This is a genomic window from Lacticaseibacillus jixianensis, from assembly GCF_003946485.1.
GTDB lineage: Bacteria > Bacillota > Bacilli > Lactobacillales > Lactobacillaceae > Lacticaseibacillus > Lacticaseibacillus jixianensis.
This window is the reverse complement of sequence record NZ_RHOJ01000022.1, coordinates 14278-40183: the sequence shown is the minus strand read 5'-3', so window position 1 is coordinate 40183 and position 25906 is coordinate 14278. Positions and strand designations below refer to the sequence as shown.

The following is a 25906-nucleotide window of genomic DNA, read 5'->3' as shown; positions in this document are numbered from 1 at the left end:
CTGGTGCTTTGCTCGCAAAGCGAGTGAAGTGCCAGGCGTAGCAATGCGCTCTGCCGTTGCGAGCCCGGAACCCGATTGCGCACATATCTGGATGGGTATACCCATTACCTGCGCTACAACCGTGTTTGGTATACCCGGATTAAGCTGATTGCCCGGGTAATATTCGGTGTCCTGCACGCGATACTGCGGCGGGCACTTTTTTGTCAGGGGACGTGCGCCAGGCACAAAAAATCAGCACCGGTGAGGATGCTGATGAGGGTGAAGCTGTGCGTTAACGTGGTTTAATTGTTTCCTGCAGGTCGCCGCTGCGCTTGTAGATGGCGACTTTCGCGTCCTTGTTGCGGGCGATTTCTTTGGCCCGGGCGACGGCATCGGCCTTTTTTTCAAACACCTCGGCGGCGCGCTTGGCTCCTTTGGCCGCGATGGCCCAGCCATCTTCGTGCGGCCGCACCTCGGTGATTGCCGTGTGGAGGCGCCGCTCCCGTGCGGTGGCGGGGTGGTGCTGGTCGTGCTTGGTTGGGGCGGGCGTCTTGCCGTATTGGCGCCGTTCGTAGACGCTTGCTTTCTCGTACCACTTCTTAGCATGGCTGGTGGCAATGGGGATCGCCTGGTCGTCCTTGTAACCGTCCGCAAGCAGTGCGTTGGTGATCGCGATGGCCATCTTGCGCGTCAGTGGTGTCAGGTACTTCATCGATGGCGGGTAGTCAGTCATATCCCAAGGCATACGGGAGCCTCCTTTACAAAGTCGGGTTCTCCCTTAAGTGTACGTAACTCATGATTGGAAAAGAAAGCCAGGAGCCTTGGCGAGGCTGCAGCTTAGGAAATAAGGATGCCTAAGCGCGCGAACTTGCCGCACCTTGTAATCGGGCTTCGAGGTCGCAACGGGGGAGCAGCTAGCTACGCTCAAGGCCTCGGCGGCAAAGTTCACCGCCAATGCCTTGAGCTAGGCTAGCCGTCCCCCTAAGTGCGCGACCTCTACGCACCTTCTAACTGGGTTCCGGGTTCGCAACGCGGGAGTGGCTAGCTACGCATAGGGCCTCGTCGGCAAACTACGCCGACAATACCCTATGCTAGGCTATCCATCCCGCTAAGTGCGCGAACCCTGCACACCTTGTAATCGGGCTTTGGGTTCGCAACGGGGGAGCATCCAGCTACGGTCAAGTCCTCGCCGGCAAAAAACGCCGGCAATGCCTTGACCTAGGCTGGCTGTCCCCCTAAATACGCGAACCCGCCGCACCTTTACTTGATTTCCCCACCGCGCGCCGCGATGATCTGCTGGCCAAACGGGCTGGCGTAGATTGCTGCCAGCTTCGCCGCGAACTCGGTGCGCGGGATCGCCTCGCCAAACAGCGGGCTGCCCGGCTCTAGCAGGAGGCCGAACCGCAGCGGCCCGAGGTCGAAGGGGTCAAACCCAAAGGCGGTGAGCACCTGCGCCACGAGCGGCCGAATGTCGTCGTGGTCGGTGGCAAACGCCATGGCGCGCGGCACGTCCGGGTGGCGGTCGACTTCGATCTCTAGGTCGTGGTAGCCCATGTGGTTGAAGGCTTTGGCCACTTTAGCGGCGGGCAGCCAGTCCTGGATCACCTCGGCGCTGGAATGCGTGAAGCTGGAAATCGTGTTGTGCGTGCCGTCGACTTCCTTCCAGTAGTTGGTGGCGTCCAGGACGACCTTGCCGGCAAACGCGGCCGGGTCAAGATCCTGGTAGCGGCTCAGGGGGATCGCCAGGATGATCACGTCGGCTTTTGCGATCACGTCCTGGTCGGTGGCGCTGACGGCGCCCGGTGCCAGGGTGTCGATGACCCACTTGAGGTCTTGGACCGGGTGGGTGCTGGAGATCATGACGGGCAGGCCGCGGCTGGTGCCGATGCGCGCCAGGGTGGAGCCGAGCTTGCCGGCGCCGATAATGCCAATGACAGGTTCGCTCATTCTACTCGCCTCCCAGCAGTTCTTTGACCCGCGGGATCACGCGCTCGCCAAAGTTGCGGATCGTGGCCTCACGCTGGCTAAGCAGCTGGCCGCCGGTGCCGTACACGAGGTCGAACCGCTTCATGTCCAGCGCCTTCATGTTGCGGGCAATTTTCTGAGCGACCTGCTCCGGCGTGCCGACGTAGTAGGAGCCCTTGTCGATCTCGAACTCGAAGCGATCGCGGGTCATGGGGGCCCAGCCGCGGTCGATGCCGATGCGGTCCATCTCCGCCTTGATGTACTTGAAGCCAACTTCCACGGCCTCGGCCTCATCGTCCAAAATGATGCCGTGGGCGTGCATGCCGAGCGGGCGCTCTGGCTTTTTGAACTGCGCGGCGGCCTTCTTGTACAGGTCCACGTAAGGGCGGAAGCGGATCGGTTCGCCGCCGATGATGGCAATAACGACCGGAATGTCGTAGGCCACGGCGCGGATGATCGACTCGGGGGAGCCGCCAACGGCCAGCGAGGTCGCAATGGTCTCACCCTGCGGCAGCCGCGGGTACACCGTGGTGTCGGTCAGCTTCTGAGTGTACTTGCCGGTCCAGTTCATCGGCTTGCCTTCCAGGAGCTTCTGCCACATCGCGATTTTTTCCTCGAACAGGCTGTTGTAGTCCTCCAGGTTGAAGCCAAACAGCGGGAAGGACTCGGTGAAGGACCCGCGACCCAGCATGATCTCCTCGCGGCCGTGGCTCAGGCCATGCAGGGTGGAAAAACGCTCAAAGACCCGCACCGGATCATCGGAGGACAGCACGGTCACCGCCGTGCCCAGCTTGATCTGGTTAGTCACCGTCGCCATGGCCCCAAGGACGACCTCGGGGCTGGAGATTGCAAACTCCGGCCGGTGGTGTTCGCCAAGGGCGATGCGGTAAATGCCCAGATCATCGGCCAACTTGGCCTCCTTGATCACCTGGCGCAGGGTCTCGCCGCCGTCCAGCGCGGTGCCATCGTCGTGAAAGGCCAGGTCGCCGAACGTGTCCAGGCCGAATTCGTAGTTAGTCGCTGTCATTGTTGTGCCTCCTATTGCTTACTATTTGTAAGTACAATCACATCTTACCCGGCCCCTAGGCGAAAAGCAAGTGGTTGGCGGCGTTTTTTCGCGGGGTCAAAGCGCTGGGCAAACCGGGTATAATTAGCGTAAGTGCGGCGGGCTGAACAAAGGCCGCCGCGGGGAGGCACGAGACGTGAAACGGAGAACGAAAATTTGGCTCGGCTTGCTGGTCGGACTGCTGGTGCTGCTGGCGGCCGGGTGGGGCGCACTCCAGGCCAACACGCACCAGCCCACCCCGGCGGCCGTGCGGGCGAGTCGGGCGGCCGTGCGCACCGACTACGGGCTGGCGTTCAAGGCCAAGCGGCCCGCCGGCGCGAGCGTGATCTTCTATCCCGGCGCCCTGGTCGCCCCCGCCAGCTACAGCATCTGGGCCAAGCAGTTGGCTGAGGCCGGCACCACCGTTTATATCGTGCAGTTTCCGCTGAACTTGGCCGTGCTCAGCGGCAACAAGGCAGACCAGGTGCTGCGGGCCACCAAGGGGCCCGTGGTCATCGGCGGCCATTCGCTGGGCGGCGTGATGGCCGCGCGCTACGCCAAGGCGCACCGAACCAAGCGGCTGGCCGGGGTCTTTTTCCTGGCCAGTTACGCGGATACAAAGGGGCGGCTGACCAAGCGGGGAGTGCCGGTGCTTGCCGCGGTTGCCGACCACGACCGGGTGCTGAACTGGTCCGCCTACCGCAAGGCCAAGGCCAACCTGCCCGCTCAGGCGCAGTTCGTCACGCTCTCGGGCAACCACGCCGGGTTTGGCAGCTACGGGAAGCAGGCCGGGGATGGAACCAGTCCCGTGACCAACGCCGCCCAGCAGCGGGCCGTTGCCAAGACGCTGCACCGATGGCTGACGACCAGGGTGGGCAAAGCGGCGCGCATCGCCGGTCAGGCGCGGCATTAGCCGGCCCGCCTGGCTGGCGCATGGCCCTCACGCCTTGACTTGCGCTAAACTAGAACCAGCAGTTCTTTTGGAGGCAATCTGATGAAGAAAATCACGGCGGGCATCATCGCGCACGTTGATGCCGGGAAAACGACGCTCTCAGAGGCGCTACTATACAAGACCGGCGCGCTGCGCCAGCTCGGCCGCGTGGACGCAGGGGACGCTTTTTTGGACTCAGACGCCCTGGAAAAGGCGCGCGGGATCACGATCTTCTCGCACGAGGCCAAGCTCCTGTACCAAGACCTTGAGCTGACCTTACTGGACACCCCGGGGCACGTGGACTTCGCCAGTGCGACCGAGCAGGTGCTGCCGGTGCTCGACTACGCGGTGCTGGTGGTGTCGGCGACCGATGGCATCCCGGGCTACACCCGCACGCTGTGGCGCCTGCTGGCCCGCTACCAGGTGCCGGCGTTCATTTTTGTGAATAAAATGGACGTCCCAGGCGCCGACCAGGCCCAGGTGCTGGACCAGCTGCAAGGGGCGTTCGGCGACGGCTGCATTGCCTTTGCCGACCTGAACGCAGACCAGCGCGAGGCCATCGCGCTGCAGGACGATGCGGCCTTGGACGAGCTTTCGGCGACCGGGCAGCTGAGCGCCGGCACGATTCGCCAGCTGATCGCCGCGCGCAAGGTGACGCCGGTATATTTTGGTGCGGGGCTGAAGCTGCAGGGCATTGATGACTTGCTGGCCGGGCTGGCGCGCTGGACGCAGGAGCGCCAGGCTGCCGCTACTTTTGGCGCGCGGGTGTTCAAGATCTCCTACGACGATAAGGATGAGCGGCTGACCTGGCTGCGCGTGACCGGGAGCAGTCTCAAGCCCAAGCAGCTCTTGATCGGCGAGCAGAAGGTCAACCAGCTGCGCCTCTACAACGGGGAAAAATACGCGGTGGTCCAAGAAGTCGTGGCGGGGCAGGTCTGCGCGATCCCCGGCCTGAAGGACACGCACCCCGGCATGGGGCTGGGCGGTGAGCCTGACGCCCAGCGCCCGGTGATGCAGCCGGTCATGACCTACCAGCTGGACCCGCAGAAAGAAGACCCCCGGGCCTGCTTGACGGCGCTGCGCCGGCTGGAGGACGAGGATCCCGCCTTGAAGGTGACGTGGAACGAGCGGCTGCAGGAGCTGCGCGTGGCGATCATGGGCAAGGTGCAGCTGGAGATCTTGACTCAGCTGCTGGCCCAGCGCTTTGACCTGCACGTCGCGTTTGGCACGGGCAGCATTTTGTACCAGGAGACCATCACCCAGGCGGTGGAGGGCGTCGGCCACTTTGAGCCGCTGCGCCACTACGCCGAGGTGCACCTGCTGCTGCAGCCGGCGCCGCGCGGCAGCGGGGTGACTTACGCCAGTGACTTGCCGGTTGAAGCCCTGAGCAAAAACTGGCAGCACCTGGTGTTGACCAGCCTTCAGGCCAAGCAGCACATCGGCGTGCTCACCGGCGCACCGCTCACGGACGTCAAAATCACGCTGGTCGGCGGCCGCGGCAGCAATGTCCACACCGTGGGCGGCGATTTTCGTGAGGCCACGTGGCGCGCGGTGCGGCAGGGCCTGATGGAGCTGAAGCAGACCGGCGGCGACCTGCTGCTCGAGCCGTGGTACAGTTTTCGCCTCGTGGTGGCCCAAGACCAGGTCGGGCGCGCGATGGCCGACGTCGACCGCATGGCCGGGACAATGGCCCCACCGACGCTGCCGGACCGCAACGGCAGCGTCACGCTGACCGGCTTTGCCCCGGTGGCGGCGATGCAGGACTACGGCCAGACCGTCAGCACGTACACGCACGGCCAGGGTCAGCTGGAGCTGCTGGTCGCCGGCTACCGGCCGTGTCACAACGCGGATGAGGTGATTCAAGCGCTCGGCTACACCGAGATTGGCGACACGGCCAACCTGCCGGGCTCGGTGTTCTGCGCGCACGGCGCCGGCTACCCGGTCGCCTGGCAGGACGTCCCCGCCGCGGCCCACGTGCCGTACCGGTACACGAAGGCGGAACTGGCGGCGATGACGGCTGAGCGCTGAGGCCCGCCGTCAGCTGAAAAAAGCCGCCAATATTACGGCGACTTTGGTGTGGTCTGGTCCCCCTTCTTACGGGGATGCCAGGCCATTTTCATGTATAGATCCCCGGCCTTCAGCTCCGCCAGCATCTGCGCCTGGCGCTTGGCCTTAGTCGCGGGGCGCTTGGCCTGGGCGATCCAGTTGAGGTAATCGGTGCGCTGGTACTGGGGGCGAGCGGCGTACGCAGCGGCGACGCCAGCCGCTTGCAGCGCCTGGGCAATCGCCGCGGGCACCGGCACGGCGGGGCGGCGTTTCGGCGCGGCCGGAGCGGCACCTCCGAGGCGAAGCGCCACCAGCTCGGCGATCAAGTCTTCCGGCAGCGGCTGGTCGAAGGGAAACCGAATGGCCCCCTTGGAGTGCAGATACGGCGCGATCTTGGCCGGCGCAATGGCCGCCAGCGGTCCGCTGGTCGGGTACAGGGCAATGTCGTGGGCATTGGCGCCGAAGTAGACCAGGTCCCGGCCCGGTTCGTAAAAGGTCGGTTTGGCGTAGCTGATCTTTTCCTGCACATTCGGCAGCAGCTTGCGTAGTAACTGGTACATGGCCCGCAGCTGCGGCTGGGCCGCGGGGGCCGCGCCGTCAATGTAATCGGTGATCTCAGTCATGGGGCGGCTCCTTTCTGAATTCACTGGCGTGGTCAGCGAAAAACTGCGCGTAGGTCTGCACCTCCGGCAGGTCCTGCCAGCGGGCCGGTGCGACCGGCACCCGGTCCAGGTCGTAGATCTTTGCGTGCGGCAGCGCCAGCAGGAACGGCGAGTGCGTCGCGATGACGAACTGGTTGCCGAAAAAGCGGGCCCGGTCGGTCAGGTCACTCGCCAGCTGCTGCTGGTTGGCCGGCGACAGCGAATTTTCCGGCTCGTCCAGCAGGTACAGCCGCTCGTCTTGCAGCTTTTCCTTGAAGAACTGCAGGGCGCTTTCGCCGTTGGAGAACTCGCGGGCGTTCTTGGCTAGGTTGTCGCGCACGTAGCGGGACTGGGTCTTGCGGCGGGCCTCCAGCACCTTTTTCAGCGCGTCAAAGTCGCTGAGGTCATGGTACTGAAAGGTGGCAAACTTGTTGTCCAGGTAGTCATCAAACATCTGGTCGCGGCGCCGGTCGATCTGCTGGTTCAAGGCGCGGGTGCTGAGCATGGCGTCGAAGACCTCGTCGGAGGAGATGACCGCCGAGCCCGCCGGCACGGGAGCGCCGAGGGCAAAGTCGCACAGTGCGAGGTAGTCTTCCTCGAAGCTGGAGCGGTTGTACAGCGTGCCGCGGGCCAGCTTGAGCTTCTCGGCGATCACGTTGAGCAGCGTCGATTTGCCGGAGCCGTTATCGCCGTAGAAAATGGTGATCGGCTCAAAGGTGAGCTGCGGCACGTGCTTTTGCGGGAAGACCTGAAACGGGTAGTAGGTCGAGTACGCCCGCGACTTTTGCTTGATGAAAAAGTCCCACTCGGCGTCCTCATCGGGCAGGGTGAAGCTGCTTAAAAAGACCACAAGCACACCTCCTTTGCTGCCATTGTACGTAAATGGCGGCGGGCGCGCCAGTGACAAAAAAACGCGACCAGGACCAAATGCCCTAGTCGCGTTTCATAAAGCAACGCCACGTAGACAAGTGCCTCCGCAGCACGATTCTAAAAACGAATCGCACAGCGGAGGCACTTGTGCTTTGGGCTAAAACCGCTTTATGTCACAGCCTTTGGGTTAACGGTTGATCGACCGCGCCATGCGGGCGATCGCGTGGCGGGTGCCGCGGATCGCCTTGCTGAGCGGATAGATGGTCTCAGTTGGCGGGACCACGCCCCAGCCGGCATCCCCGATGTGCTGGATGTCGACCCCGTCGATCTTGTTGCGGATCGCGACGGACTCGATGTAGCTGGCGCCGGAGCCTTCTTGGGAGGTGCCGATGGTGCTCATGACCAGGGCACCGTTAGCGTGAGCCAGCTTGACGATCTGCTTGATCTCGTCATCGTCCAGGCCAGGCACCGTGCCGACCGCAGGGACCAGAATGACGTCCGCACCGGCGTCCAAGAAGGACTGGGTGGCTTTGACGGACACGACCGGCTCGTTGACGCCGGCGCCGTGCATCTTGCCGGCGATGATCAGGCCCTTGAAGACCTTCTTGGCGACTTTGATGTTGGCCGCGATCTGGGTGTTGGTGACACCGGTGCCGGGGTTACCGGTCAGGCAGACGAAGTTGAAGCCAAGGCGCTGGACCTCGCTTAAGGTCTTCTCGGACGCCATGCGGCCTTCGGGAATGACAAGGCGGGTTTCTGCCATGTCGGCGTGCGGGTCAACGGGTTCAAGGTTGACCCCGATCGGGCGGCCGACCAGCTTTTGCAGGCGGTGAATGCTTTCGCCGTCGTGGCGAGGCTTAGCGGTTGCCAGGTCGTCTTCGCCGGGGTACAGGCCGAGGATGATCGGGTTCAGCACGTCCATGCCGTTGAGCAGGATCAGGTCGGCGCCGAACGCGGCAGCAACTTCGGAGTACGTGATCCCGTCTTGCGGCGGCGTCAGGACGACATTTTCGGATAGAACGGTGCGGCCTTCGGAGGCCTTGATGCTTTGCTTCAGCTCGGCGCCGTTCATGGCGAGCACTTCGCTGGCAGTGGTACTGATCAAACGTTTAACCATAAGAAAGTTCCTTTCACTTTAACTTGGCAGGGCGGCGTCTGTTAGGCGGCGTTCGCTTCTGCCCCTGCTTCTTCGACGCGCTGAACGCGGTTGACCGTGATCAGGAATGGCAGGTAAATCAGGACATCGATGACGATGTTGAACAGCTGGATCAACGACCCGGCCAGACTGTTGGTGGTCAGGAAGCCTGAGATCAGCGGCGGCATGGTCCAGGAAACCATGGTCCCGGTGGTCAGCGGGACGATCCCGGTGGCCATGACGAAGTACGTGGTCAGCGTGTTGAACATTGGCGCCAGGATGAAGGGGATGATCAGGGTCGTGTTGAGCACGATCGGCATCCCGAACATGGTGGGCTCATTGATGTTGAACAGGCCAGGCACAATGGTCAACGGCGCCAGGGCTTCCAGCTGCTTGCTGGAGCGGTGCAGGAGGACCAGGATCCCGATACCCAGGACCAGGCCGATGGTGGCACCACCGCCGCCCATGAAGACGAAGTTATCAACGAACGGCTCGGTGATGATGTGCGCGCCGTGCGCCAGCGTCAGGTGGCCGGCTTGGGCGAGCTTCAGGTTGGCGCCTGAGTTCATCAGCCAAACGGGTTGGATAATGTTATCGACGACGTTCGCCCCGTGGATCCCCACGAACCAGAACGCACTGTTCAGGAAGGTGATGACCAAGGTGCCGCCGAGCGTATCGCCGAGCAGGCCCAGCGGCTTGGCGAGGATGTGCATAATGAGCAGGTGAATGTTGCCCAGACCGGTCCAGGCGAACAGCGCGTAAAGCGCGCCGAACAGCGTGATGATCGCAAACCCAGGGATCAGCGCGGAAAAGCTTTTCCCAATTGCCGGTGGCACGGTGTCGGGCATGTGAACCTGAATATCGTGATTAATGAACCACTGGAACAGCCAGCCGGTGATCAGGCCGATCAGGATGCCGACGAACAGGCCCTTGGAGCCCAGAAAATCGTACGGCATGCCTTCAGCGGGCACTTTAGCGCCGGTGAAAATGCTCGGGGTGACGACGAAGAACGAGGCCACCGCGATGATCCCGGCCGACTTACCATCGGTCTTGTACTGCTCGGCGTAACTGGCCGCGATGCCGAAGCTCCCGATCAGCCCTAACAGGCCAAACGACCCGTTCGTGATCTTAGTGAAGACAGACAGCAGGGTCACGCCGTGCATTGTCACGCTGCCGATCCATGCGGTCCAGGCAGCAACCGGGAAGTTGGCGAGGATCATGAAGAATGATCCGACAATGATCAGCGGGATGGTGGTGGTGATCCCATCACGAACGGCGATCAGTGGTTTGAACTGACTTAATTTGGTGGCGACCGGCATCAGGTATTTCTCAACGGCGCCGGTGAAGCCGCCTTGCTTTGAATCAGCCATGTTGAATTCCTCCTTTGAAAGCCAGGGGCGCGCGGCCCCTGACCTTCGACACTTATCTATAATGGCATTGGTGGTAATGGGGCGGCCCGTCCGAGTTGACCGCTTTCATTACGGTTCAAGAATAAACAACAATTTATAAATAGTCAACCGCTTTCAAGGCGATATTTTCGGTTTGATAGTTATTAATTATAATTAATGGTATAATGACTGAGAAGAGAACGGAGGGCGCATGATGACGAACAAGCAGCGGCAGTTGCAGCAGACCATAATGAAGCAGCTCTACACGCGCGGGCCCATTTCGCGCAGTGACATCGTCAAACTGACCGGCATCACGCCGGCCACGACGAGTAGCTTGACGGCGACGCTTTTAGCGCGCGGCCTCATTCGCGAGGGGGGCGAGGCGGCCGCTGGGACCAAGGCGGGCCGGCGCAAGATCCTCCTTGAAGTGGCCCCCGGCGGGCCGAAGGTGCTCGGCATCGAGCTGACGGCCTCCAGCTACACCCTGTGTATCATTGACCGCCTCGGTAGGGTGTACGCGACGCGGCACCGGCAGACCGATCGGGATTACGACCTGCACTTCCTGGCGGTGCCGGCGATCGTGGCGGACATTCAGGATTTTCTCAACGTGCACCAGGAGCTGCCGATCACGGCGATTGGCGTGGCGGTGCCTGGGCACTACCTGGCGGCCAAAGAGGTCGTGATCTCGGCCAACCCGACCTGGGGCCACGTGAGCCTGCACCCGCTGAATGAGGCGTTTGCCGACCTGCCCATCTACTATGAGAACAACGTGCACTGCATGACCGTCGCCGAGCAGCTGATCGGTCCGGACAAAAGCGGGCAGAATTTCACCTTCCTGCACGTGGCGCGCGGCATTTTCTGCTCGACCGTCTACAATGGCCACCTTTACGGCAACGAGAACTTCGTCAACGGCGAAATCGCCCACATCATCGTCGACCCTAACGGCGAGCTGTGCGACTGCGGCCGCCGCGGCTGCCTGCAGACCACGGCGAGCCACGAGTGGCTGGTCAAAAAGGCCAAACTGCTGTACCAAAACGCCAACACCACCTACCTACGCCAGCTGGTCGACCGCCCGCAAGACATCCACATGGACACGGTCTTCAAGGCCTTTCAGATGGGGGATCAAGGGGTCGTCTTGATGCTGCGGCAGGCCATCGAGTCGCTGGCCGTCACCCTCAACACGCTGGCTTTGGTGATCGACGCCAAGCGCATCGTGCTGCACGGACAGCTGTTCGACGAGCCGCAGCTGCTGGCGCTGTTTCAAAAGACGCTGGTGGCCAACCAGTTTCAGCTGACCTCCGTTCAGCCGCAGAACGTCACCGTCAAGCCGTTCGGCGGGCAAGACGGCGCGATCGGTGGCGGCATGCTCGCCGTCAGCCAGCAGGTGCTGGGCGGGCTCTGACCGCGCATCCCGCGGGCCGCAGCCGCCGCTTTTGCCCCTTTTTGCAGCGCCTTTAGCGGAAGCCTATAATGACGCTTATAAACAAGAAAAGAAGGCATTCCAGTGAAAATCGAAGAAGGCTACATGCCGTTTCACGGCTACAAGACGTATTACCGCATCGTGGGGGAGAAGACGCCTGGCAAGGCGCCACTGCTTTTGATCCACGGCGGCCCGGGGTCCTCGCACAATTACTTTGAGCTGATGGATGACTACGCCGAGACCGGCCGGCAGCTGATCATGTACGACCAGGTTGGCTGCGGGAAGTCCTCTTTGCCCGAGGACGAAAGCCTCTACGTGCGGGAGACCTGGCGCGAGGAGCTGGTGGCGCTGCGGGAGTACCTGCACCTTGATGAGATCCACATGCTGGGCCAGTCCTGGGGCGGGATGCTGGAAATGTACTACCTGACCACGCTGGACCCAAAGGGCATCAAGTCGGTCATGATTGACGGCTCGCCGTCGTCCATCAAGCTCTGGATCAAAGAGCAGCACCGGCTGATCTCGTACCTGTCCTACGAGGACCGCACGGCGATCGCCGAGGCCGAGCGCACCGGCGATTTCACCAGCCCGAAGTACCTGGCGGCCAATGACCGCTACATGGAGCGCTACTGCTGGGACGACCCGACCCCGGAGTCTCCAGAGCCGCTGCGCCGGCCGACGAACGGCAAGCGGGCCAGCCTGATCGCCGAAGGGCCGAACGAATTCACCGAAAATGGCACGATCTCCGATTTTGAAGTCACTGATGACCTGCACAAGATCCACGTTCCGGTGCTGGTCACCAATGGCACGGACGACCTGTGCACCCCGCTGATCGCCAAGACCGTGTACGACCACATTCCCGGGGCCAAGTGGCACCTGTTTGCCAACTCCCGCCACCTGGCGCTGCTCGACCAGCACGACGAGTTCATCTCCGTGCTCGATCAGTGGCTGAATGCCAACGACTAGGGACGAAGAAGGCGACATGTTGCAAACTGAAAGCAATGACGCGCTCACCCGGCAGCTGCACCACCGCACCATTCGCGCGTTTACCAATACTCCGCTCGACCAGGCACTGCTGAACCAGCTGGTCCAAGTCGCGCAGCACACCGCTACCTCGCATTACCTGCAAAGCTTTTCGCTGCTGTCGATCACGGACCGGCACCTGCGCGGCCAAATCGCGGCCATCGCCAAGCAGCCCTACATCGACCAGAACGGGCACCTGTTCATTTTCGTGGCCGACCAGCACCGCGCCGCAGTGATCGCGCGGCAGGCGGGGGCGACGCAGACCCACCTGGGAGCGACGGACAAGTTCATCCAGGCGGTCTCGGATGCCGTGTTGGCCGCGCAGAACGTGGTCAATGCGGCCGAAAGCCTGGGCCTGGGGACGGTGCTGCTCGGCAGCATCCTCAACGATCCGCGGCGCTTAATCGCGCTGCTGGGCCTGCCGCAGCTGACGTTTCCCGTGCTTGGCCTGATCGTTGGCCACCCCGCCCAAACGCCGCAGGAGAAACCGCGCCTGCTTGCAAACTTGGTGCACTTTGAAAACCGCTATGCCTTGCCGGAGCCGCTGGCACTGGCCGACTACGACCGGGTCATCCGTGAGTACTACGCCACCCGCGACACCAACCGGCGTGAGGAGACGTTCACGGCCCGCATTGGGCGCTTCGCCCGCGTCCTGCCGGAAAAGCGCGGCGACCTGCTGGCGGCGATTCAGGCGCAAGGGTTTCTCGGCGAGTAGCGCGGATCTTGCGTCCTGATAACATTTGCGTTATCTTTTTGACACCAAAGAAAAGCAAAGGCGGATACCGCGGTGTACGATATCGACTTTTACGAAGACGCAGATGGGTTTAGCGAGTTTCAAGCGTTAGGGCGACTTGATCGCTGGCTGGAGCGAAAGGGGCTAGTCTGAAATGACTACTTGGAAAGATTATAAGAAGACCATTACAGCAATTTCACCTTCAGAGATGAGTGTTATTGATACGTTAGCGTATCTACATAGTGAAAGAATTAGGCAAGGGATCTCTCAGCGTACGTTGACAACGCGTATTGGCATGAAGCAGCCACAGATCGCGCGGATTGAAAAGCTGGATTCTTCCCCATCACTTGAGACTCTTCAGCGGTACGCTAGCGGGCTCGGCCTCAAAGTCAGCTTGACCGTCTCCGCCTGAAATAAGTGGACTTAATGTTCCGGCGACGCCAAAAACGACCCTCCCAATTGGGAAGGCCGTTTTTGATTTGGCAGTTCACCTCTGCGATGGTCGGAGATGAGTTAATCAGCTTTGACGGTCGTCTTCCCCAGCAACGCCGCCTGGGCCGCGACGTTCATGATGTTCCACGGCCGGTCGAAGCCGGGCTGGAAGAAGAAGTCGGCGTACGCGAGGTCCTGCAGCGTCATGCCGCCCTGAATGGCCAGGCTGATGGCGTTGATGTTGGCGGTGACGTCGCGCTTGGACATGATCTGGGCGCCCAGGATGCGCTGGCTGTCAGCGGCGTAGGTGAGCTTGAAGTAAACCGGCACGTTGCCCGCCGCGCTCGGTACAAACGGCGGCTGCACCGTGTCCTCGACGTAGACGGACTTGGTTTGCACGCCGAGCTGGCCGGCGTTGCCCGCCTTCACACCCGTGCTGGCGAAGTGGTAAGCAAAAACGGACAGTGCCGAGGCGCCGGCCACGGCGGGGGTCTTCATTGGCTGACCAAGGATGTTCTTGGCGGCAGTGCGGCCCTGCCGCCGCGCCACGGTGGCCAGGGCAATGCGCTGCTTGCCGCCGACCGGCGCGTATGGCACCAGCGTCGCGTCGCCGACCGCGTAGACGTCCTTGGCCGTTGTCTGCTGGTGGTCGTCCACCTTGATCAGCCCCTTGGCGTCCAGGTCGACGACGCCTTTCAGCCAGTCGGTGGCCGGTTTGATGCCCGCGGACATGATCACCAGGTCGGCCGGGTAGGTGGCGCTGTCGGTTCTGACCGCGGTCACGCGGCCGGCGTCGCCTTCAAAGGCCTCAACGCTTTGGCCCATGGCGGGCGTGATCCCATGATCTTGCATGGTTTGCGTCAGCGGGGCGGTGAATTCCTCGTCCAGGTAAAGCTGCAAGGCCCGCGGCAAGACGTCGATCAGGGTGACGTGCTTGCCGGCCTTGGCGAACACCTCAGCCGCTTCGACGCCAATGTACCCGGCGCCGATGACCACCACGTTGGTGATCGCCGGGTCAACGGTCCTGGCCTTCAGCCGCACCGCCCAGTCGCGGCCGCGCATCGCGTAGACGTTTTGCAAGTCGGCCCCGGGGATCGGCAGGGCCACGGGCACGGCGCCGACAGCTAGCACCAGCTTGTCGTAGTGTTCGGTGCGGGTTGTGGCCGCGGCCAAGTCGTGGACGGTGACTTCGTGGTTGGCCGGGTCAAGGCCCGTGATCTCCTGGCGGACGAACACAGCGACGCCTTGGGCTTTGGCGTGGTCTTCAGTTTCGTAACGGACGGCGTTGACGTTTTTCACGACGCCTTCGAGGTACAGCTGCATGCCGCAGGAGAGAAACGAGATGAAGTCCCCGCGTTCGTACCACTGGATCTCAGTTTCCGGGGCTTCCTGCAAAATTCCGCGCACGGCTTCGTAGCCGCCGTGGGATGAACCTACTACGATCACTTTCATTGGGCAAACCGCCTTTCGTTTGGTTGTGAGCTATTTAAGAGCCATCAATCTAACTCGTAATTCCAGCTTACCATACCCGGCGTGTGAACGGTTACACAACATTAGTCAACTTGCTCAACTACCCGCGTTTGCGGCGGCCCTCGGCCCTTTCTTCTCGGCTGCAGGAGGGCAAGGGGAGGGATGGCAAGTGCGGGATCGGCGGTGAATGCGCCTTGATTCACGAGACGCCTTTGAAGAAAAGAGCCGGCCAAAGTCAAAAGGATTTGACACGCTGGTTCCCCGCTGATATGCTGTCGGTGTCAAATCCTTTTGACAGGAGAAGGGGCCCCATGCAAAATCAAATCTTTCGTCTGCGCAGTGCGCTTGGGCTGACCCAGCAGGCACTGGCCGAGCAGTGCGCCGTTTCGCGGCAAACCATCAACGCCATTGAAAATGACAAATACGACCCGACCCTGCGGCTGGCTTTCGCGCTGGCCAAGAGTCTGGGGACGACAGTGGACGCCTTATTCAAGGGGGAATAGCAGATGCTACTTGCAGGACTGATCGGGTTTGGCTTTTTGGGGTTGGCGCTTATTGCCATTGCGATCATGATGATCGCGCTTTATCGCGGCGGGGATGAGCGGCGTCACCTGATCGTGACCAACGCCGCGGCCGCGACTTTTAAAATGATTGCACTCGTCGATATTATCCTGATTGTGCTTTACGCCGCCCAGGGCCACAACGTGCTCAGCGCCGCGGATTCTAGCTACTTTGCGCAGCTGACGATGATGGCGATCTTCTTCACCTATTTCCTTTGGCATTATCAGCGTAAGTTCAGTTAGGCTGATCATTCCGCTCAGTGCGCCAAGCATCTGCACCTTGTAATCGGGCGGCGGCTTGGCAACGCGGAAGTGCTTAGCTACGGCCGCGACTTCACCTGCTGCGCAGGCAAAGCCGCAACCTAGGCTAATCATTCCGCTAAGTACGCCAAGCCTCTGCACCTTGTAATCGGGCGCCGGGTCGACAACGCCCGAGTGATTAGCTACGCCAGAGGCCTCGCCGCCAAAAAGCGGCGGCAATTCCTCTGGCTAGGCTAATCATCGGGCTAAGAACGTCGACCCTCTGCACCTTCTATCGGTTGTAATACCACAGCTGTGCCGCGCCGCTGGCGGTTTGCGTGATTTTAGTCACCGAGGTGTTGTCCGGCTCCGGCAGGGTCATGGGGTCTGTGGGCTTGAGCACCGCCAGCGCGGCGGCCTTGACGGTGAAGCCGTGGGTGACGACTACCAGCGACTGGTCGGGGTAGGCGGCAGTCTGCGCGGCCATGAAGGCGCGCACGCGGGCCACCACGGCGGTGAACGTTTCGCCGTCCGTGGCGTACTTTACGTAAGTCGGCAGGACGTCGTGCAGGATCGGGTCGTACACATCGGGAAACTTCCGCTCCAGCTCGTGGTTGTTTTGACCGTCCCACTTGCCGTAGGAGATTTCCAGCAGCCGCCGGTCCAAGATGATCGGCAGATGCGCCTTGGCGTTCAGAATCGCCGCGGTTTCTTGCGTGCGGGCCAGCGGGCTGACCAGCATCGCGGCGCACCCGCTCATGTCGAAGCTGGCAGCGAGTCGCGCGGCTTGTTGCTTGCCGGTGGCGGTCAGGTGGGTGCGTGCATCGTTGATGATGCCCTGCTTGATGAATAAGGTGTTGGCCGTGGTCTGGCCGTGGCGAATGAAGTAAAAAGTGGTCATAGTATCCTCCCTGAAGCTGCTGCCTGTATTATCGCACACCGCAGGCAGCCTGGCCCCGCACTGATTTACCGGGCGGGAGGGGATGACCGAGGATGGTGGGCGAGGCAGCGGCTGAAGCGGTTAAGCTTGGCCCACCAGGAGGGTGGAGAATGGCACTTAATTTTCAGTTGCAGGGTGATCCGGGCACTGCGGTCGCCATGGCCAGGTACATGAAGGATCAGTTCCCGTTTGTTGGGGTCAAAACGCCGGGGCGCCTTGCGCAAAGCAAAGCGCTGCTCAAAGCGAGTCGCACGGCCAGCGTGCCGGAGCTGGTGACCTGGATCCGCGACTTGTACGCGCGGCCCGAGCGCGAGTACCAGTACGTCGCAATTGACCTGGCCAAGCGCAACTGGCGCCGGTTTTCACTGCTGGAACTGCTGGCGCTGCGCCCGCTGGTCACCGCCAAGGCGTGGTGGGACACGGTCGATGCCTGGCGCATGGTGTACGGCAAGGCCGCCGACGCCGATCCGGCGGTCAAGCGCCAGCTGTTCGCCGCGTTTGAGGCCAGCGAGAATTTTTGGGAGCGGCGCATCGCGCTGAACCTGCAGCTGATGAGTAAGGCGCAGACGGACACGGCGATGCTGCAGCAAGCGCTCCTGCGCGACCAAGCCACGCCGGAGTTTTTCATCCAAAAGGCGATCGGCTGGGCGCTGCGGCAGTACAGCAAAAACGACCCGCAGTGGGTGCAGGACTTCATCGCGGCGCATCAGCTGAGCAGGCTCGCGGTGCGGGAGGGCAGCAAGTATCTGCCGCGCTAGGCTTGTATTCGCTTCCCGGCGCTGGGATAATTAACCAGAAGACAGAAGCGGGGGGCCTTGAGATGAGTGTAAAGAAGTGGAACACAATTTTTGCCATTGTGGTGCCGGTCGGCGTGGTGCTGATCTTCATCCTGACGCGAGTGGTGACCGGGCCGCACACGCGCCTGGTTGCCTGGATCGGCCTGTTCGTCTGGCTGATCGGCTCGCAGGTGTGGCAAAGCCGCGTCACCGTCAGCCGCTACCAGGCGCAAACCAAGCTGTGGACCCTGGCCGCTGAGCGCGGGCTGACCGCGGCCGACCTGCACGAGTTTGCGCCGCAGTACTCCGAGCAGGATCTGGACGAATCCCGGCCGGAGCACCATCGCTTTTTGATCAGCAAAAAGGCGCTCCAGACGCTGCTGGCCAGGGTGCAAGAAGCGCCCGCGCCCGCCCCGAAGAAACGCCACCGCAAGTAGGCCCAGGAGGTGCGAGATGAGTCTGACTAAATGGCGGCTGCTTTACGCGGCCTTGATGCTGGCGACCTTGCTGGTCATGTTAGTGGTGGCCCAGGCCGTGGGCGGCAACACCACGCGCCTGGGCATGGTGCTGTGGGCGCTGTGGGTGCTGATTTCAGGCGGCTACAACAAGCAGCGCATGCGTATCCTGAATGATAAGCTGGATGCGCTTTGGCGGCTGGCCGATCAAAAGGGCCTGACCGCGGCCGACCTGAAGGCCTTTGCCCCGCAGTACGGCACCCTGGACATTAAGATGACCCGGCCCGGCCGGCGGCAGTTTTACCCTGCCATGAAGGCAATCGACGCCATGCTGGCCGGCGCGACTCAGGCCTAGCCCAGGCCACGCAAAAGCGCCCCGAAATTGGTTCGGGGCGCTTTTGCGTGCGGTCAGCTCTCGTGCTGGCGGCCGGGGACGAACACGGAGAAGTGGGCCTTGTCGTAGCGTTGGTGGGTCGTTGAGAACTCAAACGGCCGGCCGTCTGCCAGGTACACGACGTTGGTCACGGCCAGGACCGGGTCGCTGGCGGTGTTGCCCAGGTACTTGATGTCGTCTTCGGTGGATCTGCGGGCGTCGATGCGGCGAAAGGCCGAGCCGATGTGCAGGCCGAGCTGCTCTTCGATGTAGCGGTAGATCGAGTGCGTGAGGACCTTCTCGTCGACGCCGGGGATGAGATCCACCGGCATCTTCGTGTACTCCAGCGAGTACGGGGCGCCGTCGACCTGGCGCGCCCGCACAATGTCGTAGACGGCCTGCGTCTGCGTCAGGGAAAGGGTCTCCTGCTCGGTTTCGGTGGGGTAGCGCAGCTGGAAGTGCACGATTTGGGAGTCCAGCTGGTGGTTGGCGCCCAACAGCTCGGTGGTGCCGACGTACTGGTCCACCCCGACGTCCATGTTGGCCAGGCTTTCCGCGTTGTATTTCACGTACGTGCCCGCGCCCTGCTGGCCGTAAATGTAACCCTCGGTCTTCAGCAGGTCGAGGGCTTTTTGCAGCGTCATTCGCGACGTGTGAAAATGAGCCGCCAGCGTTTTTTGGTCCGGTAGCGCGGCTCCGGGTCCGTAGGTGCCGATTTTGATCTGGTGCCGAATCGCCTGCGCGATCTCTGCGTATTTTGACATGATTGTGCCTCCACTGATGCTTTCATTTTACCGTTTAGGGGCGGTGAAAGCCAAAACAAAAATTTGTAAGGCAATATTTGAATCTTGACTTTACAAGTTTTATGTAAGCGCTTATAATCTAGCCGAAAAGGAGGTTTACTATGACTGAATTGAAGCAGGGCTTTCTGTGGGGCAATTCGACGTCTAGCATGCAAACCGAAGGCGCAGTCCACGAAGGCGGCAAAGGGCCATCGGTGTACGACCTCAAACCGGCCACGGCAGAGTCCGCGGACTGGGACGTGGCCATCGATGAGTACCACCGTTATCCGGAAGACATCGCCTTGATGAAGGAAATGGGGATGAACTGCTACCGGTTCCAGATCTCCTGGAGCCGCGTCAACCCAACCGGCGACGGCGCGTTCAACGAGGAAGGCATCCAATTTTACTCCGACCTCATTGATCAACTGCTTAAGGCTGGGATCACCCCGATGATCTGTCTGTACCACTTCGACATGCCGCTGCACCTCGCCCAGGACTACAACGGGTTCATGGATGACCACGTGGTTGAGGCGTTCATCCGCTACGGCAAGGAGATGGTCCACCGCTTCGCCGACCGGGTCCCGTACTGGATCACGTTCAACGAGCAGAACCTGTACGGCGTGCCGGAAGCCTTTAAGATCAGCGGCTACACTGGTGACAATACACCGCGTGACTTGTACCAAATTCAGCAGCACGTGATCACCTGCCACGCCGCGATCGCCAACGAGATCCATGACCACTATCCGGCCGTCAAGATCGGTGGGATGCTGGCGTACCAAGAAGTGTACCCGAACAGTCCGCTGCCTGAGGACGTGGCGCACACGCGCAAGTTTCTGGAGTTTGCGGATGCCAACCTGATCCGGCTGTTCACGACCGGTCAGTATTCAACGGAAGTGCTGGCGTACATTCACCATCAGCGCTGGGATGATCTGCTGGATCCCGCGGAGATGGCCATCATTGCGCGCTGCACGAGCGATTTTCTCAGCTTCAGCTATTATTCAACGGCGACTTTGGACAGCACCAAAATCCCGGTCAACACTTGCCCGAACTTCTACGGCGTTCTGGGCCACCGGCCGAATCCGTACCTGCAGACCAACGAGTGGGCCTGGCAGATCGATCCGCTGGGCTTCCGCACCGTGCTGACCACGATCTACAACGAGGCCCACGTGCCGGTGTTCCCAATCGAAAACGGGATCGGCGTGCGCGAGGAGTGGGACGGCGAGCATGCGATCGAAGACGATTACCGCATTGCCTACCACCGCGCGCACATCCAGGCGATGAAGGATGCGGTGACCATCGACGGCGTGGACTGCCTGGGCTACTTGGGGTGGGGACTGATCGACATTCCGAGTTCTGCAGGCAACGTCGATAAGCGCTACGGGATGGTTTACGTCAACCGCACGAACCACGACCTGCGCGACCTCAAGCGGGTGCCAAAGAAGTCATTTTACTGGTTTAAGAACGTGATTGCATCAAACGGAGAGAGTTTATAACGCGACCCTAGAGGAGGGACAATCATGGCGCAAGAGAAAACCAAGTCGGGGTTCTTGGATAAGTTCGCCGCCGTATCTGCCAAAATCGGCGGCGAAGTTCATCTGAGATCCCTGCGTGACGCGTTTGCCATTATCATGCCAATGTTTATCCTGGCCGGGCTCGGCACCCTGGTCAACAGTGTTATTTTTCCTAAAATTGCCAGCGGGGACACGCTGGTGCACCTGCAGGTCTGGGGCAGCCTGATCGCTAACGGCACCCTGAACATCGCGGGCCTGATGCTGGCGCCGGCCATCGGCTACTGCCTGGCCTACAACCGGCAGTACAAGAACCCGATCACGGCGGCCATCATCGCGCTGGCCAGCCTGATCATGACGATGCCGCTGTCGCTCAAGCTGATCCCGACCGGCGCGACCAAGGCCGTCGACATCAGCGGGGCCCTCAGCTTCGCCAACCTCGGTACGACCGGCATGTTCGGCGGGATCATCGTCGGGCTGCTGGCCACCGAGCTGTTCATCTGGCTGTCCAAGATGAAGCACCTGCAGATCAACCTCGGCGAGAACGTCCCGCCGGCCGTTTCCTCATCCTTTAACTCCCTGATCCCAGCGATCCTCACCACGTCGCTGTTCGCCCTGATCGCCGCTTTGCTTGCGGTGTTCGGCAACACCGACCTGATCACGCTGATCGCCACCGGGATCCAGGAGCCGCTGCGGGCGCTGAACACGAGCCTGCCAGGCATGCTGTTCATCTACTCGGTCGGGAACTTCCTGTTCACCCTGGGGATCCACCAGACCGTCATCAACGGGACGCTGCTTGATCCCCTGCTGCTCATCAACATGAACAAGAACATGGCGGCGGCGCAGGCCGGCAAGCAGATCCCGTACATTCTGACCAACACCTTCCGCGACACGTTTGGGATGATTGGGGGCACCGGGTCGACCATCTGCCTGCTGATCGCGATCTTCCTGTTCTCGAAGATGAAGTCCAGCCGCGAGATCGCCGGCTTGGCGGTCGCGCCAGGACTGTTCAACATCAACGAACCCGTGATCTTCGGCTACCCGATCGTCTTCAACATTCCGATGATGATCCCATTCGTGCTGCAGCCGGTCATTGGGATCCTGATTGCGTACTTCTTCACCGCGATCGGTTTCATGAACCGCGTCATCGTGATGGTGCCATGGACCACGCCGCCGCTGCTGTCAGGTTTTCTCGCCACTGGTGGGGACTGGCGCGCCGTGGTGGTGCAGGCCTTGATCATCGTCGAAGGGGTCCTCTTCTACATTCCGTTCATGCGGATCTCTGAAAGCGTTCAGGCCAAGACGGCGGCCAAGGAGGCTTAGCCGCATTCATTAAAGCGCAGCGTATTGAGCCGGTCAGGCAACTGACCGGCTTTTTGAATGGTGCGGGGGGCGACCTAAAGCCCATTGGGATGGGGTGAAGGGGTGGTCACGGTTCCCCACTCAATTCAGAGGGGGCGCTTGCGGTTGCCCGGTTGCACATGAAAAGTGGCGCAGCACCCGGAGTTGCCGGTGCCGCGCCACTTTTTCTTACCAATGGGCTTACTTGGCCTGCTTGCGCCAGCGCCTGAGCAGGTCCGCCAAATCCGCGATGTCCTTAGGCGCCGTCTTGGTGTCGTGCAGCTGCAAGTGCGGGAACGCGCGCAGCAGGCGCCGCTGGACCCAGCTCAGGCTCGGCAGCTTGGCCAGATCGCCCTGGTGCTTGCGGTAGTCCTCCAGCCAGCCGTGCTCTTGTTCCAGCTTGGCCGCGGCGGTATCGGCGGCCGCGCGCAGCTCCCCTTTCTTCTCGTCGATGGCGTCGCCAATGCGCTTGGTGGCCGCCCCCATGGCCAGCACGTTGGCCAGCGTGAAGCCGAAGTCGAACATGAACAGCGCCAGCATGACGATGGCGGCAAAAATGCCGTACTTTACGTCGAGGTGGGTGACAAAGCGGGCGACGACGGGATGCACCACCTTGACCACGAAGACCACCCCGAGGCCCCAGAAGGCGGAGATCGGCAGGGCGACGCGGCCCTGGAAGTTCAGGGGGACGTTGTGGTAGTCCCACCAGCGCGCGTGGAACAGTTTTTCCATCAGCCAAGACGTCACGTACTCGATGAGCGTGATCAGCACCGCCGATCCCAGGTACAGGAGCAGGAGGTTGCCTTCAACCGGCCGCAGCAGGGCCAGCACCGCGGTGATGGAGAAGCCGTAGACGGGGATAACCGGCCCGATCAGGAACCCGGAGTTGACCCACCGGCGCTTGGTGACGCTGACGTAGCCCGACTCCCACAGCCAGCCGACGAAGGCGTAGGCGAAGAAGTACAGGACCCACAGGGTGAATTGTTGCTCGATGACTAGCGTGTTCGGGTTCATGGTGGGGCCTCCTGTCTGACGGGGAAAATTATTCTAATTGTACTTTAGCATACCCGCCCTAGGGGGACACGTTTTCACCCGTTCACGCCCGCTGGTATGCGCAAAAAGCCTATCAGACCGGCTTGTAATCGGTTTACTCAGCAGCTAGTATATACCGTAGAGATTATCCTAAATTCGTGAGCGCGAGGTGAGTTTAGTGGCCGAGGCGGAACTTGAGACCTTATCCCCATTTGAACTGAGTTTGTACCTGGAGCGCCAGATCGACCCCCACCAGGGGCTGCCGCTCCTCAATGCCGGGCGCGGCAATCCGAACTGGACGGCCCCGACGCCGCGGGAGGCCTTTTTCCTGCTGGGGCAGTTCGCCGTGCAGGAGACCCTGCGCAGCACACCGCAGCTGACCGCCCGCCAGATTCAGCCCAGTGCCCGGCGGGTGACGCGGTTTGACGCCTTCTTGGCGGGGCATGCCGGCCCTGGGGCGACTTTTTTAAAAACGGTGCGCGAGGCGCCGGCAGACCAGCTGGGCGAGCCCTTCGCCGCCTGGCTGACGCAGGCGTGCGATGCGATCATTGGCGACAACTACCCGGCGCCGGTGCGCTGTCTGCCGGTGGCGGCGCAGCCCCTGAAGGCCTACCTGACGGCGGAACTGTTCCAGGACCGGCAGCTGGCGTTCGACGTGTTTCCCACAGAAGGCGGCACCGCCGGGATTTGTTACCTGTTTGACACCCTGATGCACACCGGGCTGCTGGACGCCGGCGACCGGATCGCCCTTTTCCTCCCGACGTTTGCGCCGTATTTGGAGCTGCCTAAGCTGCCGCACTACCGCTTCGATGTGGTGAAGATCCGCGCCCATCAGGTCCAAGAGGCCGGCGGGCGCACCAGCTACTGGTACGCCGACGAGGAGCTGGCCAAGCTGCGCGATCCGCGGGTGAAGGCGGCGTTCATCGTCAATCCCAGCAACCCGACGGCCAACGCCATGGCGCCGGCCACGCTGAAGACCTTGCAGAAGCTGGTGGCCGGACCACGGCCCGACCTCATGATCCTCAGCGACGACGTGTACGGGACGTTTGTGCCGCAGTTCCTGTCCGTCTTCGCCGCGCTGCCGCACAACACCGCGCTGCTGTACTCGTTTTCTAAGTACTTCGGCGCCACGGGCTGGCGGGTCGGCGCGCTGGCGGTGGCCAAGGACAATATTTTCGATGAGCTGATCGCCAGGCTGCCGAGCAACGTGAAAACGCGCGTCGATGCGCGCTACGCCTCGGTCACCACGGACCCGGACCGCCTCGGATTCATCGATCGGCTGGTCGCCGACTCGCGCGACATTGCCCTGAACCACGCGGCCGGGCTGTCCGGCCCCCAGCAGGTGATGAGTGCCCTGTTCGCTTTGTACGGCCTGGCCACTGAAGGCCGCGCGTACAAGCGGGAGGTCATCAACATCTGCCGCACCCGGGAAAAGCAGCTCCTGGCGGTGATGGGCATGGCCGAACCGCTGCCGGCACTGGACACGGCGTACTACTGCGACATTGACCTGCTCAAGTGGATCACCGCGCGCTACGGGCCGGCGTTTGCCAAGTACCTGCAGAAACACTGGACGGTCACCCAGCTGCTGGTGGCGCTGGCCAAACAGCAGCACGTCATGCTGCTGAAGACAAGCGACTTTGGCAGCACCCCCTGGGCCGTGCGCGTGTCTCTGGCCAACCTGGCGACCAGCCAGTACGAGGAGATCGGCACGCGGCTGATCGCCCTGATGGACGGCATCCGCAGCGCCTGGCAAAAGGAGGCGCTGGCATGATCACCAAGTTTGAGGAAGTGGCCGGCCAGCTCGAAGGCCGAGTGCGCCGCGGGGTGTACTCGACCGCGCAGCGCCTGCCGTCCGAGTACGACCTGGCCAAGGAGTTCGACGTCAGCCGGCTGACCGTGCGCAAGGCGATCGACCTGCTGATCCGCCGCCAGGTGCTGGTCAAAGATCCGGGCAAAGGGACCTACGTCATGGCGACGCCGGCAAAAGTGGAAAGTGGCCGGCTCGGCTTGCAGGGCTTCACCGAAGCAGCCAAGGCGTACGGCAAGGTCAGCCGCACCGAGGTCATGGCGTTCGGACCGGCAGAGCAGCTGCCGCCGGTGGTGCTGGCGGCCCTGCAGCTGGAGAACCGCCGCGACCCGCGGGTGGACCTGCTGGTGCGCCGCCGCTTCTGGGACGAGGAGCCGATGACGATCGAAAAAATTGCGATCTGCCACGAGTACGTCGCAGATCGCAAGCCGCAGGACTTCACCGGCTCGCTGTTTGACCTGATCGAGCGCGAGGTGCCGATCGCCTACTCACAGCAGGAGATCGAGGCCATTTTGGTCGATTCGGAGCTGGCGGAGCTGCTCCACGTGCAGCTGGGCGACCCCTTGCTGCGGGTGAATTCGGTGACCTACACGGCCGACGCCAAGCCCATCTTCTACGACACATCGTACTACCGGGCCGATAAGTATTCGTTTAAGTCAACGTTGACAAGGCAGCATTAAAAGGCTGCGGAGTCCGGCGCACTTAGCCCGACGACTAGCCTAGCCCCAGGCATTGCCGCTGGGCTTTGGCGGCGAGGCCTGGGGCGTAGCTAGGCGCTCGGGCGTTGCCGGACGGAGCGCGACTACAGGCTGTGGAGTCCGGCGCACTTAGCCCGACGACTAGCCTAGCCCCAGGCATTGCCGCTGGGCTTTGGCGGCGAGGCCTGGGGCGTAGCTAGGCGCTCGGGCGTTGCCGGACGGAGCGCGACTACAGGCTGTGGAGTCCGGCGCACTTAGCCCGACGACTAGCCTAGCCCCAGGCATTGCCGCTGGGCTTTGGCGGCGAGGCCTGGGGCGT

The 25906-nt window shown here is 61.9% G+C and carries 26 protein-coding genes and 1 pseudogene; 16 read left to right on the top strand and 11 right to left on the bottom strand.

Translation table 11 applies throughout. The annotated features are described in order from the left end of the window. Nucleotides 1–271: 271 nt before the first annotated feature. From EKM85_RS08940 to EKM85_RS08930, 3 genes are all read right to left on the bottom strand, one after another. Nucleotides 272–724, bottom strand: coding sequence for a DUF2188 domain-containing protein (locus tag EKM85_RS08940; RefSeq protein ID WP_125586088.1), 453 nt, complete (start codon nt 722–724; stop codon nt 272–274). 515 nt (nt 725–1239) lie between these two features. Then, nucleotides 1240–1926, bottom strand: coding sequence for an NADPH-dependent F420 reductase (locus EKM85_RS08935; protein ID WP_125586086.1), 687 nt, complete (start codon nt 1924–1926; stop codon nt 1240–1242). 1 nt (nt 1927) lies between these two features. Beyond that, nucleotides 1928–2971 carry an LLM class flavin-dependent oxidoreductase gene (locus EKM85_RS08930; protein WP_125586084.1) on the bottom strand — a complete coding sequence of 348 codons (1044 nt, stop codon included), beginning with the start codon at nt 2969–2971 and terminating at the stop codon, nt 1928–1930. Nucleotides 2972–3146: 175 nt separating this feature from the next. On the opposite strand from EKM85_RS08930, the gene EKM85_RS08925 reads away from it, so the two are divergent. Both EKM85_RS08925 and EKM85_RS08920 read left to right on the top strand, forming a co-directional pair. Continuing rightward, the gene (locus EKM85_RS08925) at nt 3147–3902 is read left to right on the top strand and encodes an alpha/beta hydrolase (RefSeq protein ID WP_125586082.1); all 756 of its coding nucleotides are present in this window, start codon (nt 3147–3149) and stop codon (nt 3900–3902) included. Between the two features lie 81 nt (nt 3903–3983). Next, entirely contained in the window at nt 3984–5948 is a 1965-nt protein-coding gene (locus EKM85_RS08920; RefSeq protein WP_125586080.1) for an elongation factor G, read from the top strand. A 32-nt stretch (nt 5949–5980) separates the two neighbouring features. Here EKM85_RS08920 and EKM85_RS08915 read toward each other — a convergent pair whose 3' ends face one another. The 4 genes from EKM85_RS08915 to EKM85_RS08900 all read right to left on the bottom strand — a co-directional run bounded on the left by EKM85_RS08915 (nt 5981) and on the right by EKM85_RS08900 (nt 9982). Further along, nucleotides 5981–6589: a YdeI/OmpD-associated family protein gene (locus EKM85_RS08915; protein WP_125586078.1), complete on the bottom strand. Its 609-nt coding sequence runs from the start codon at nt 6587–6589 to the stop codon at nt 5981–5983. Then, on the bottom strand, nt 6582–7457 hold the full coding sequence (locus EKM85_RS08910) for an AAA family ATPase (protein WP_125586076.1): 876 nt from the start codon (nt 7455–7457) through the stop codon (nt 6582–6584). Before EKM85_RS08910 ends, EKM85_RS08915 begins: the two co-directional genes overlap by 8 nt. 207 nt (nt 7458–7664) lie before the next feature. Then, complete coding sequence (locus tag EKM85_RS08905; protein WP_125586074.1) at nt 7665–8594, bottom strand: DUF7916 family protein; 930 nt, start codon at nt 8592–8594, stop codon at nt 7665–7667. Nucleotides 8595–8635: 41 nt separating this feature from the next. After that, nucleotides 8636–9982 (bottom strand): PTS sugar transporter subunit IIC, encoded by a 1347-nt coding sequence (locus EKM85_RS08900; RefSeq protein ID WP_125586072.1) that lies wholly within the window; start codon nt 9980–9982, stop codon nt 8636–8638. 232 nt (nt 9983–10214) lie between these two features. Between EKM85_RS08900 and EKM85_RS08895 the strand changes: the two genes are divergently transcribed. The 4 genes from EKM85_RS08895 (at nt 10215) to EKM85_RS08880 (ending at nt 13585) form a co-directional block, all read left to right on the top strand. After that, entirely contained in the window at nt 10215–11402 is a 1188-nt protein-coding gene (locus EKM85_RS08895) for an ROK family transcriptional regulator (RefSeq protein WP_164510726.1), read from the top strand. A 102-nt stretch (nt 11403–11504) separates the two neighbouring features. Continuing rightward, complete coding sequence (pepI, locus tag EKM85_RS08890; RefSeq protein WP_125586068.1) at nt 11505–12383, top strand: proline iminopeptidase; 879 nt, start codon at nt 11505–11507, stop codon at nt 12381–12383. Nucleotides 12384–12399: 16 nt separating this feature from the next. Beyond that, nucleotides 12400–13155: an NADPH-dependent oxidoreductase gene (locus tag EKM85_RS08885; RefSeq protein ID WP_125586066.1), complete on the top strand. Its 756-nt coding sequence runs from the start codon at nt 12400–12402 to the stop codon at nt 13153–13155. Between the two features lie 172 nt (nt 13156–13327). Next, entirely contained in the window at nt 13328–13585 is a 258-nt protein-coding gene (locus EKM85_RS08880; RefSeq protein ID WP_125586064.1) for a helix-turn-helix domain-containing protein, read from the top strand. Nucleotides 13586–13686: 101 nt separating this feature from the next. Here the strand turns inward: EKM85_RS08880 and EKM85_RS08875 are convergent, their stop codons facing one another. Beyond that, nucleotides 13687–15057, bottom strand: a complete 1371-nt coding sequence (locus EKM85_RS08875) for an FAD-dependent oxidoreductase (RefSeq protein WP_125586062.1) — start codon at nt 15055–15057, stop codon at nt 13687–13689. Between the two features lie 329 nt (nt 15058–15386). Between EKM85_RS08875 and EKM85_RS08870 the strand changes: the two genes are divergently transcribed. Together EKM85_RS08870 and EKM85_RS08865 are read left to right on the top strand one after the other, a co-directional pair. Continuing rightward, the gene (locus tag EKM85_RS08870) at nt 15387–15578 is read left to right on the top strand and encodes a helix-turn-helix transcriptional regulator (RefSeq protein ID WP_125586060.1); all 192 of its coding nucleotides are present in this window, start codon (nt 15387–15389) and stop codon (nt 15576–15578) included. Between the two features lie 3 nt (nt 15579–15581). Next, nucleotides 15582–15878: a hypothetical protein gene (locus EKM85_RS08865; RefSeq protein ID WP_125586058.1), complete on the top strand. Its 297-nt coding sequence runs from the start codon at nt 15582–15584 to the stop codon at nt 15876–15878. A gap of 289 nt (nt 15879–16167) precedes the next feature. Here the strand turns inward: EKM85_RS08865 and EKM85_RS08860 are convergent, their stop codons facing one another. After that, nucleotides 16168–16776 (bottom strand): histidine phosphatase family protein, encoded by a 609-nt coding sequence (locus EKM85_RS08860; protein ID WP_125586056.1) that lies wholly within the window; start codon nt 16774–16776, stop codon nt 16168–16170. 14 nt (nt 16777–16790) lie between these two features. Here EKM85_RS08860 and EKM85_RS11725 point away from each other — a divergent pair. The 4 genes and pseudogenes from EKM85_RS11725 to EKM85_RS08845 all read left to right on the top strand — a co-directional run. Beyond that, nucleotides 16791–16862: pseudogene (locus EKM85_RS11725) on the top strand ((2Fe-2S)-binding protein); the annotation flags it as partial. Between the two features lie 63 nt (nt 16863–16925). Beyond that, nucleotides 16926–17573 (top strand): DNA alkylation repair protein, encoded by a 648-nt coding sequence (locus EKM85_RS08855; RefSeq protein ID WP_125586054.1) that lies wholly within the window; start codon nt 16926–16928, stop codon nt 17571–17573. A 62-nt stretch (nt 17574–17635) separates the two neighbouring features. Beyond that, nucleotides 17636–18028, top strand: coding sequence for a hypothetical protein (locus EKM85_RS08850; protein ID WP_125586052.1), 393 nt, complete (start codon nt 17636–17638; stop codon nt 18026–18028). A 16-nt stretch (nt 18029–18044) separates the two neighbouring features. After that, a complete protein-coding gene (locus EKM85_RS08845) occupies nt 18045–18401 on the top strand; it encodes a hypothetical protein (RefSeq protein ID WP_125586050.1) in 357 nt (118 codons plus the stop codon). A gap of 53 nt (nt 18402–18454) precedes the next feature. On the opposite strand, the gene EKM85_RS08840 is transcribed toward EKM85_RS08845, so the two are convergent. Then, nucleotides 18455–19183, bottom strand: coding sequence for a GntR family transcriptional regulator (locus tag EKM85_RS08840; protein WP_125586048.1), 729 nt, complete (start codon nt 19181–19183; stop codon nt 18455–18457). A gap of 140 nt (nt 19184–19323) precedes the next feature. Here EKM85_RS08840 and EKM85_RS08835 point away from each other — a divergent pair, with 140 nt between their 5' ends. Continuing rightward, nucleotides 19324–20694, top strand: coding sequence for a glycoside hydrolase family 1 protein (locus EKM85_RS08835; protein ID WP_125586046.1), 1371 nt, complete (start codon nt 19324–19326; stop codon nt 20692–20694). 24 nt (nt 20695–20718) lie between these two features. Beyond that, a complete protein-coding gene (locus EKM85_RS08825; RefSeq protein WP_125586042.1) occupies nt 20719–22032 on the top strand; it encodes a PTS sugar transporter subunit IIC in 1314 nt (437 codons plus the stop codon). Between the two features lie 219 nt (nt 22033–22251). Here the strand turns inward: EKM85_RS08825 and EKM85_RS08820 are convergent, their stop codons facing one another. Beyond that, entirely contained in the window at nt 22252–23064 is an 813-nt protein-coding gene (locus tag EKM85_RS08820) for a putative ABC transporter permease (protein WP_125586040.1), read from the bottom strand. 187 nt (nt 23065–23251) lie between these two features. On the opposite strand from EKM85_RS08820, the gene aspD reads away from it, so the two are divergent. Both aspD and EKM85_RS08810 read left to right on the top strand, forming a co-directional pair. Then, complete coding sequence (aspD, locus tag EKM85_RS08815; protein ID WP_125586038.1) at nt 23252–24853, top strand: aspartate 4-decarboxylase; 1602 nt, start codon at nt 23252–23254, stop codon at nt 24851–24853. Continuing rightward, the gene (locus EKM85_RS08810; RefSeq protein ID WP_164510727.1) at nt 24853–25569 is read left to right on the top strand and encodes a GntR family transcriptional regulator, LSA1692 subfamily; all 717 of its coding nucleotides are present in this window, start codon (nt 24853–24855) and stop codon (nt 25567–25569) included. Before aspD ends, EKM85_RS08810 begins: the two co-directional genes overlap by 1 nt. The last annotated feature ends 337 nt before the right edge of the window (nt 25570–25906 follow it).

Bases quoted from the DNA above. Each gene is read 5' to 3' on its own strand.
- EKM85_RS08940 (WP_125586088.1), bottom strand. From the start codon at position 724: ATGCCTTGGGATATGACTGACTACCCGCCATCGATGAAGTACCTGACA.
- EKM85_RS08935 (WP_125586086.1), bottom strand. From the start codon at position 1,926: ATGAGCGAACCTGTCATTGGCATTATCGGCGCCGGCAAGCTCGGCTCC.
- EKM85_RS08930 (WP_125586084.1), bottom strand. From the start codon at position 2,971: ATGACAGCGACTAACTACGAATTCGGCCTGGACACGTTCGGCGACCTG.
- EKM85_RS08920 (WP_125586080.1), top strand. From the start codon at position 3,984: ATGAAGAAAATCACGGCGGGCATCATCGCGCACGTTGATGCCGGGAAA.
- EKM85_RS08915 (WP_125586078.1), bottom strand. From the start codon at position 6,589: ATGACTGAGATCACCGATTACATTGACGGCGCGGCCCCCGCGGCCCAG.
- EKM85_RS08905 (WP_125586074.1), bottom strand. From the start codon at position 8,594: ATGGTTAAACGTTTGATCAGTACCACTGCCAGCGAAGTGCTCGCCATG.
- EKM85_RS08900 (WP_125586072.1), bottom strand. From the start codon at position 9,982: ATGGCTGATTCAAAGCAAGGCGGCTTCACCGGCGCCGTTGAGAAATAC.
- EKM85_RS08895 (WP_164510726.1), top strand. From the start codon at position 10,215: ATGACGAACAAGCAGCGGCAGTTGCAGCAGACCATAATGAAGCAGCTC.
- EKM85_RS08885 (WP_125586066.1), top strand. From the start codon at position 12,400: ATGTTGCAAACTGAAAGCAATGACGCGCTCACCCGGCAGCTGCACCAC.
- EKM85_RS08880 (WP_125586064.1), top strand. From the start codon at position 13,328: ATGACTACTTGGAAAGATTATAAGAAGACCATTACAGCAATTTCACCT.
- EKM85_RS08875 (WP_125586062.1), bottom strand. From the start codon at position 15,057: ATGAAAGTGATCGTAGTAGGTTCATCCCACGGCGGCTACGAAGCCGTG.
- EKM85_RS08870 (WP_125586060.1), top strand. From the start codon at position 15,387: ATGCAAAATCAAATCTTTCGTCTGCGCAGTGCGCTTGGGCTGACCCAG.
- EKM85_RS08865 (WP_125586058.1), top strand. From the start codon at position 15,582: ATGCTACTTGCAGGACTGATCGGGTTTGGCTTTTTGGGGTTGGCGCTT.
- EKM85_RS08860 (WP_125586056.1), bottom strand. From the start codon at position 16,776: ATGACCACTTTTTACTTCATTCGCCACGGCCAGACCACGGCCAACACC.
- EKM85_RS08855 (WP_125586054.1), top strand. From the start codon at position 16,926: ATGGCACTTAATTTTCAGTTGCAGGGTGATCCGGGCACTGCGGTCGCC.
- EKM85_RS08850 (WP_125586052.1), top strand. From the start codon at position 17,636: ATGAGTGTAAAGAAGTGGAACACAATTTTTGCCATTGTGGTGCCGGTC.
- EKM85_RS08845 (WP_125586050.1), top strand. From the start codon at position 18,045: ATGAGTCTGACTAAATGGCGGCTGCTTTACGCGGCCTTGATGCTGGCG.
- EKM85_RS08840 (WP_125586048.1), bottom strand. From the start codon at position 19,183: ATGTCAAAATACGCAGAGATCGCGCAGGCGATTCGGCACCAGATCAAA.
- EKM85_RS08835 (WP_125586046.1), top strand. From the start codon at position 19,324: ATGACTGAATTGAAGCAGGGCTTTCTGTGGGGCAATTCGACGTCTAGC.
- EKM85_RS08825 (WP_125586042.1), top strand. From the start codon at position 20,719: ATGGCGCAAGAGAAAACCAAGTCGGGGTTCTTGGATAAGTTCGCCGCC.
- EKM85_RS08820 (WP_125586040.1), bottom strand. From the start codon at position 23,064: ATGAACCCGAACACGCTAGTCATCGAGCAACAATTCACCCTGTGGGTC.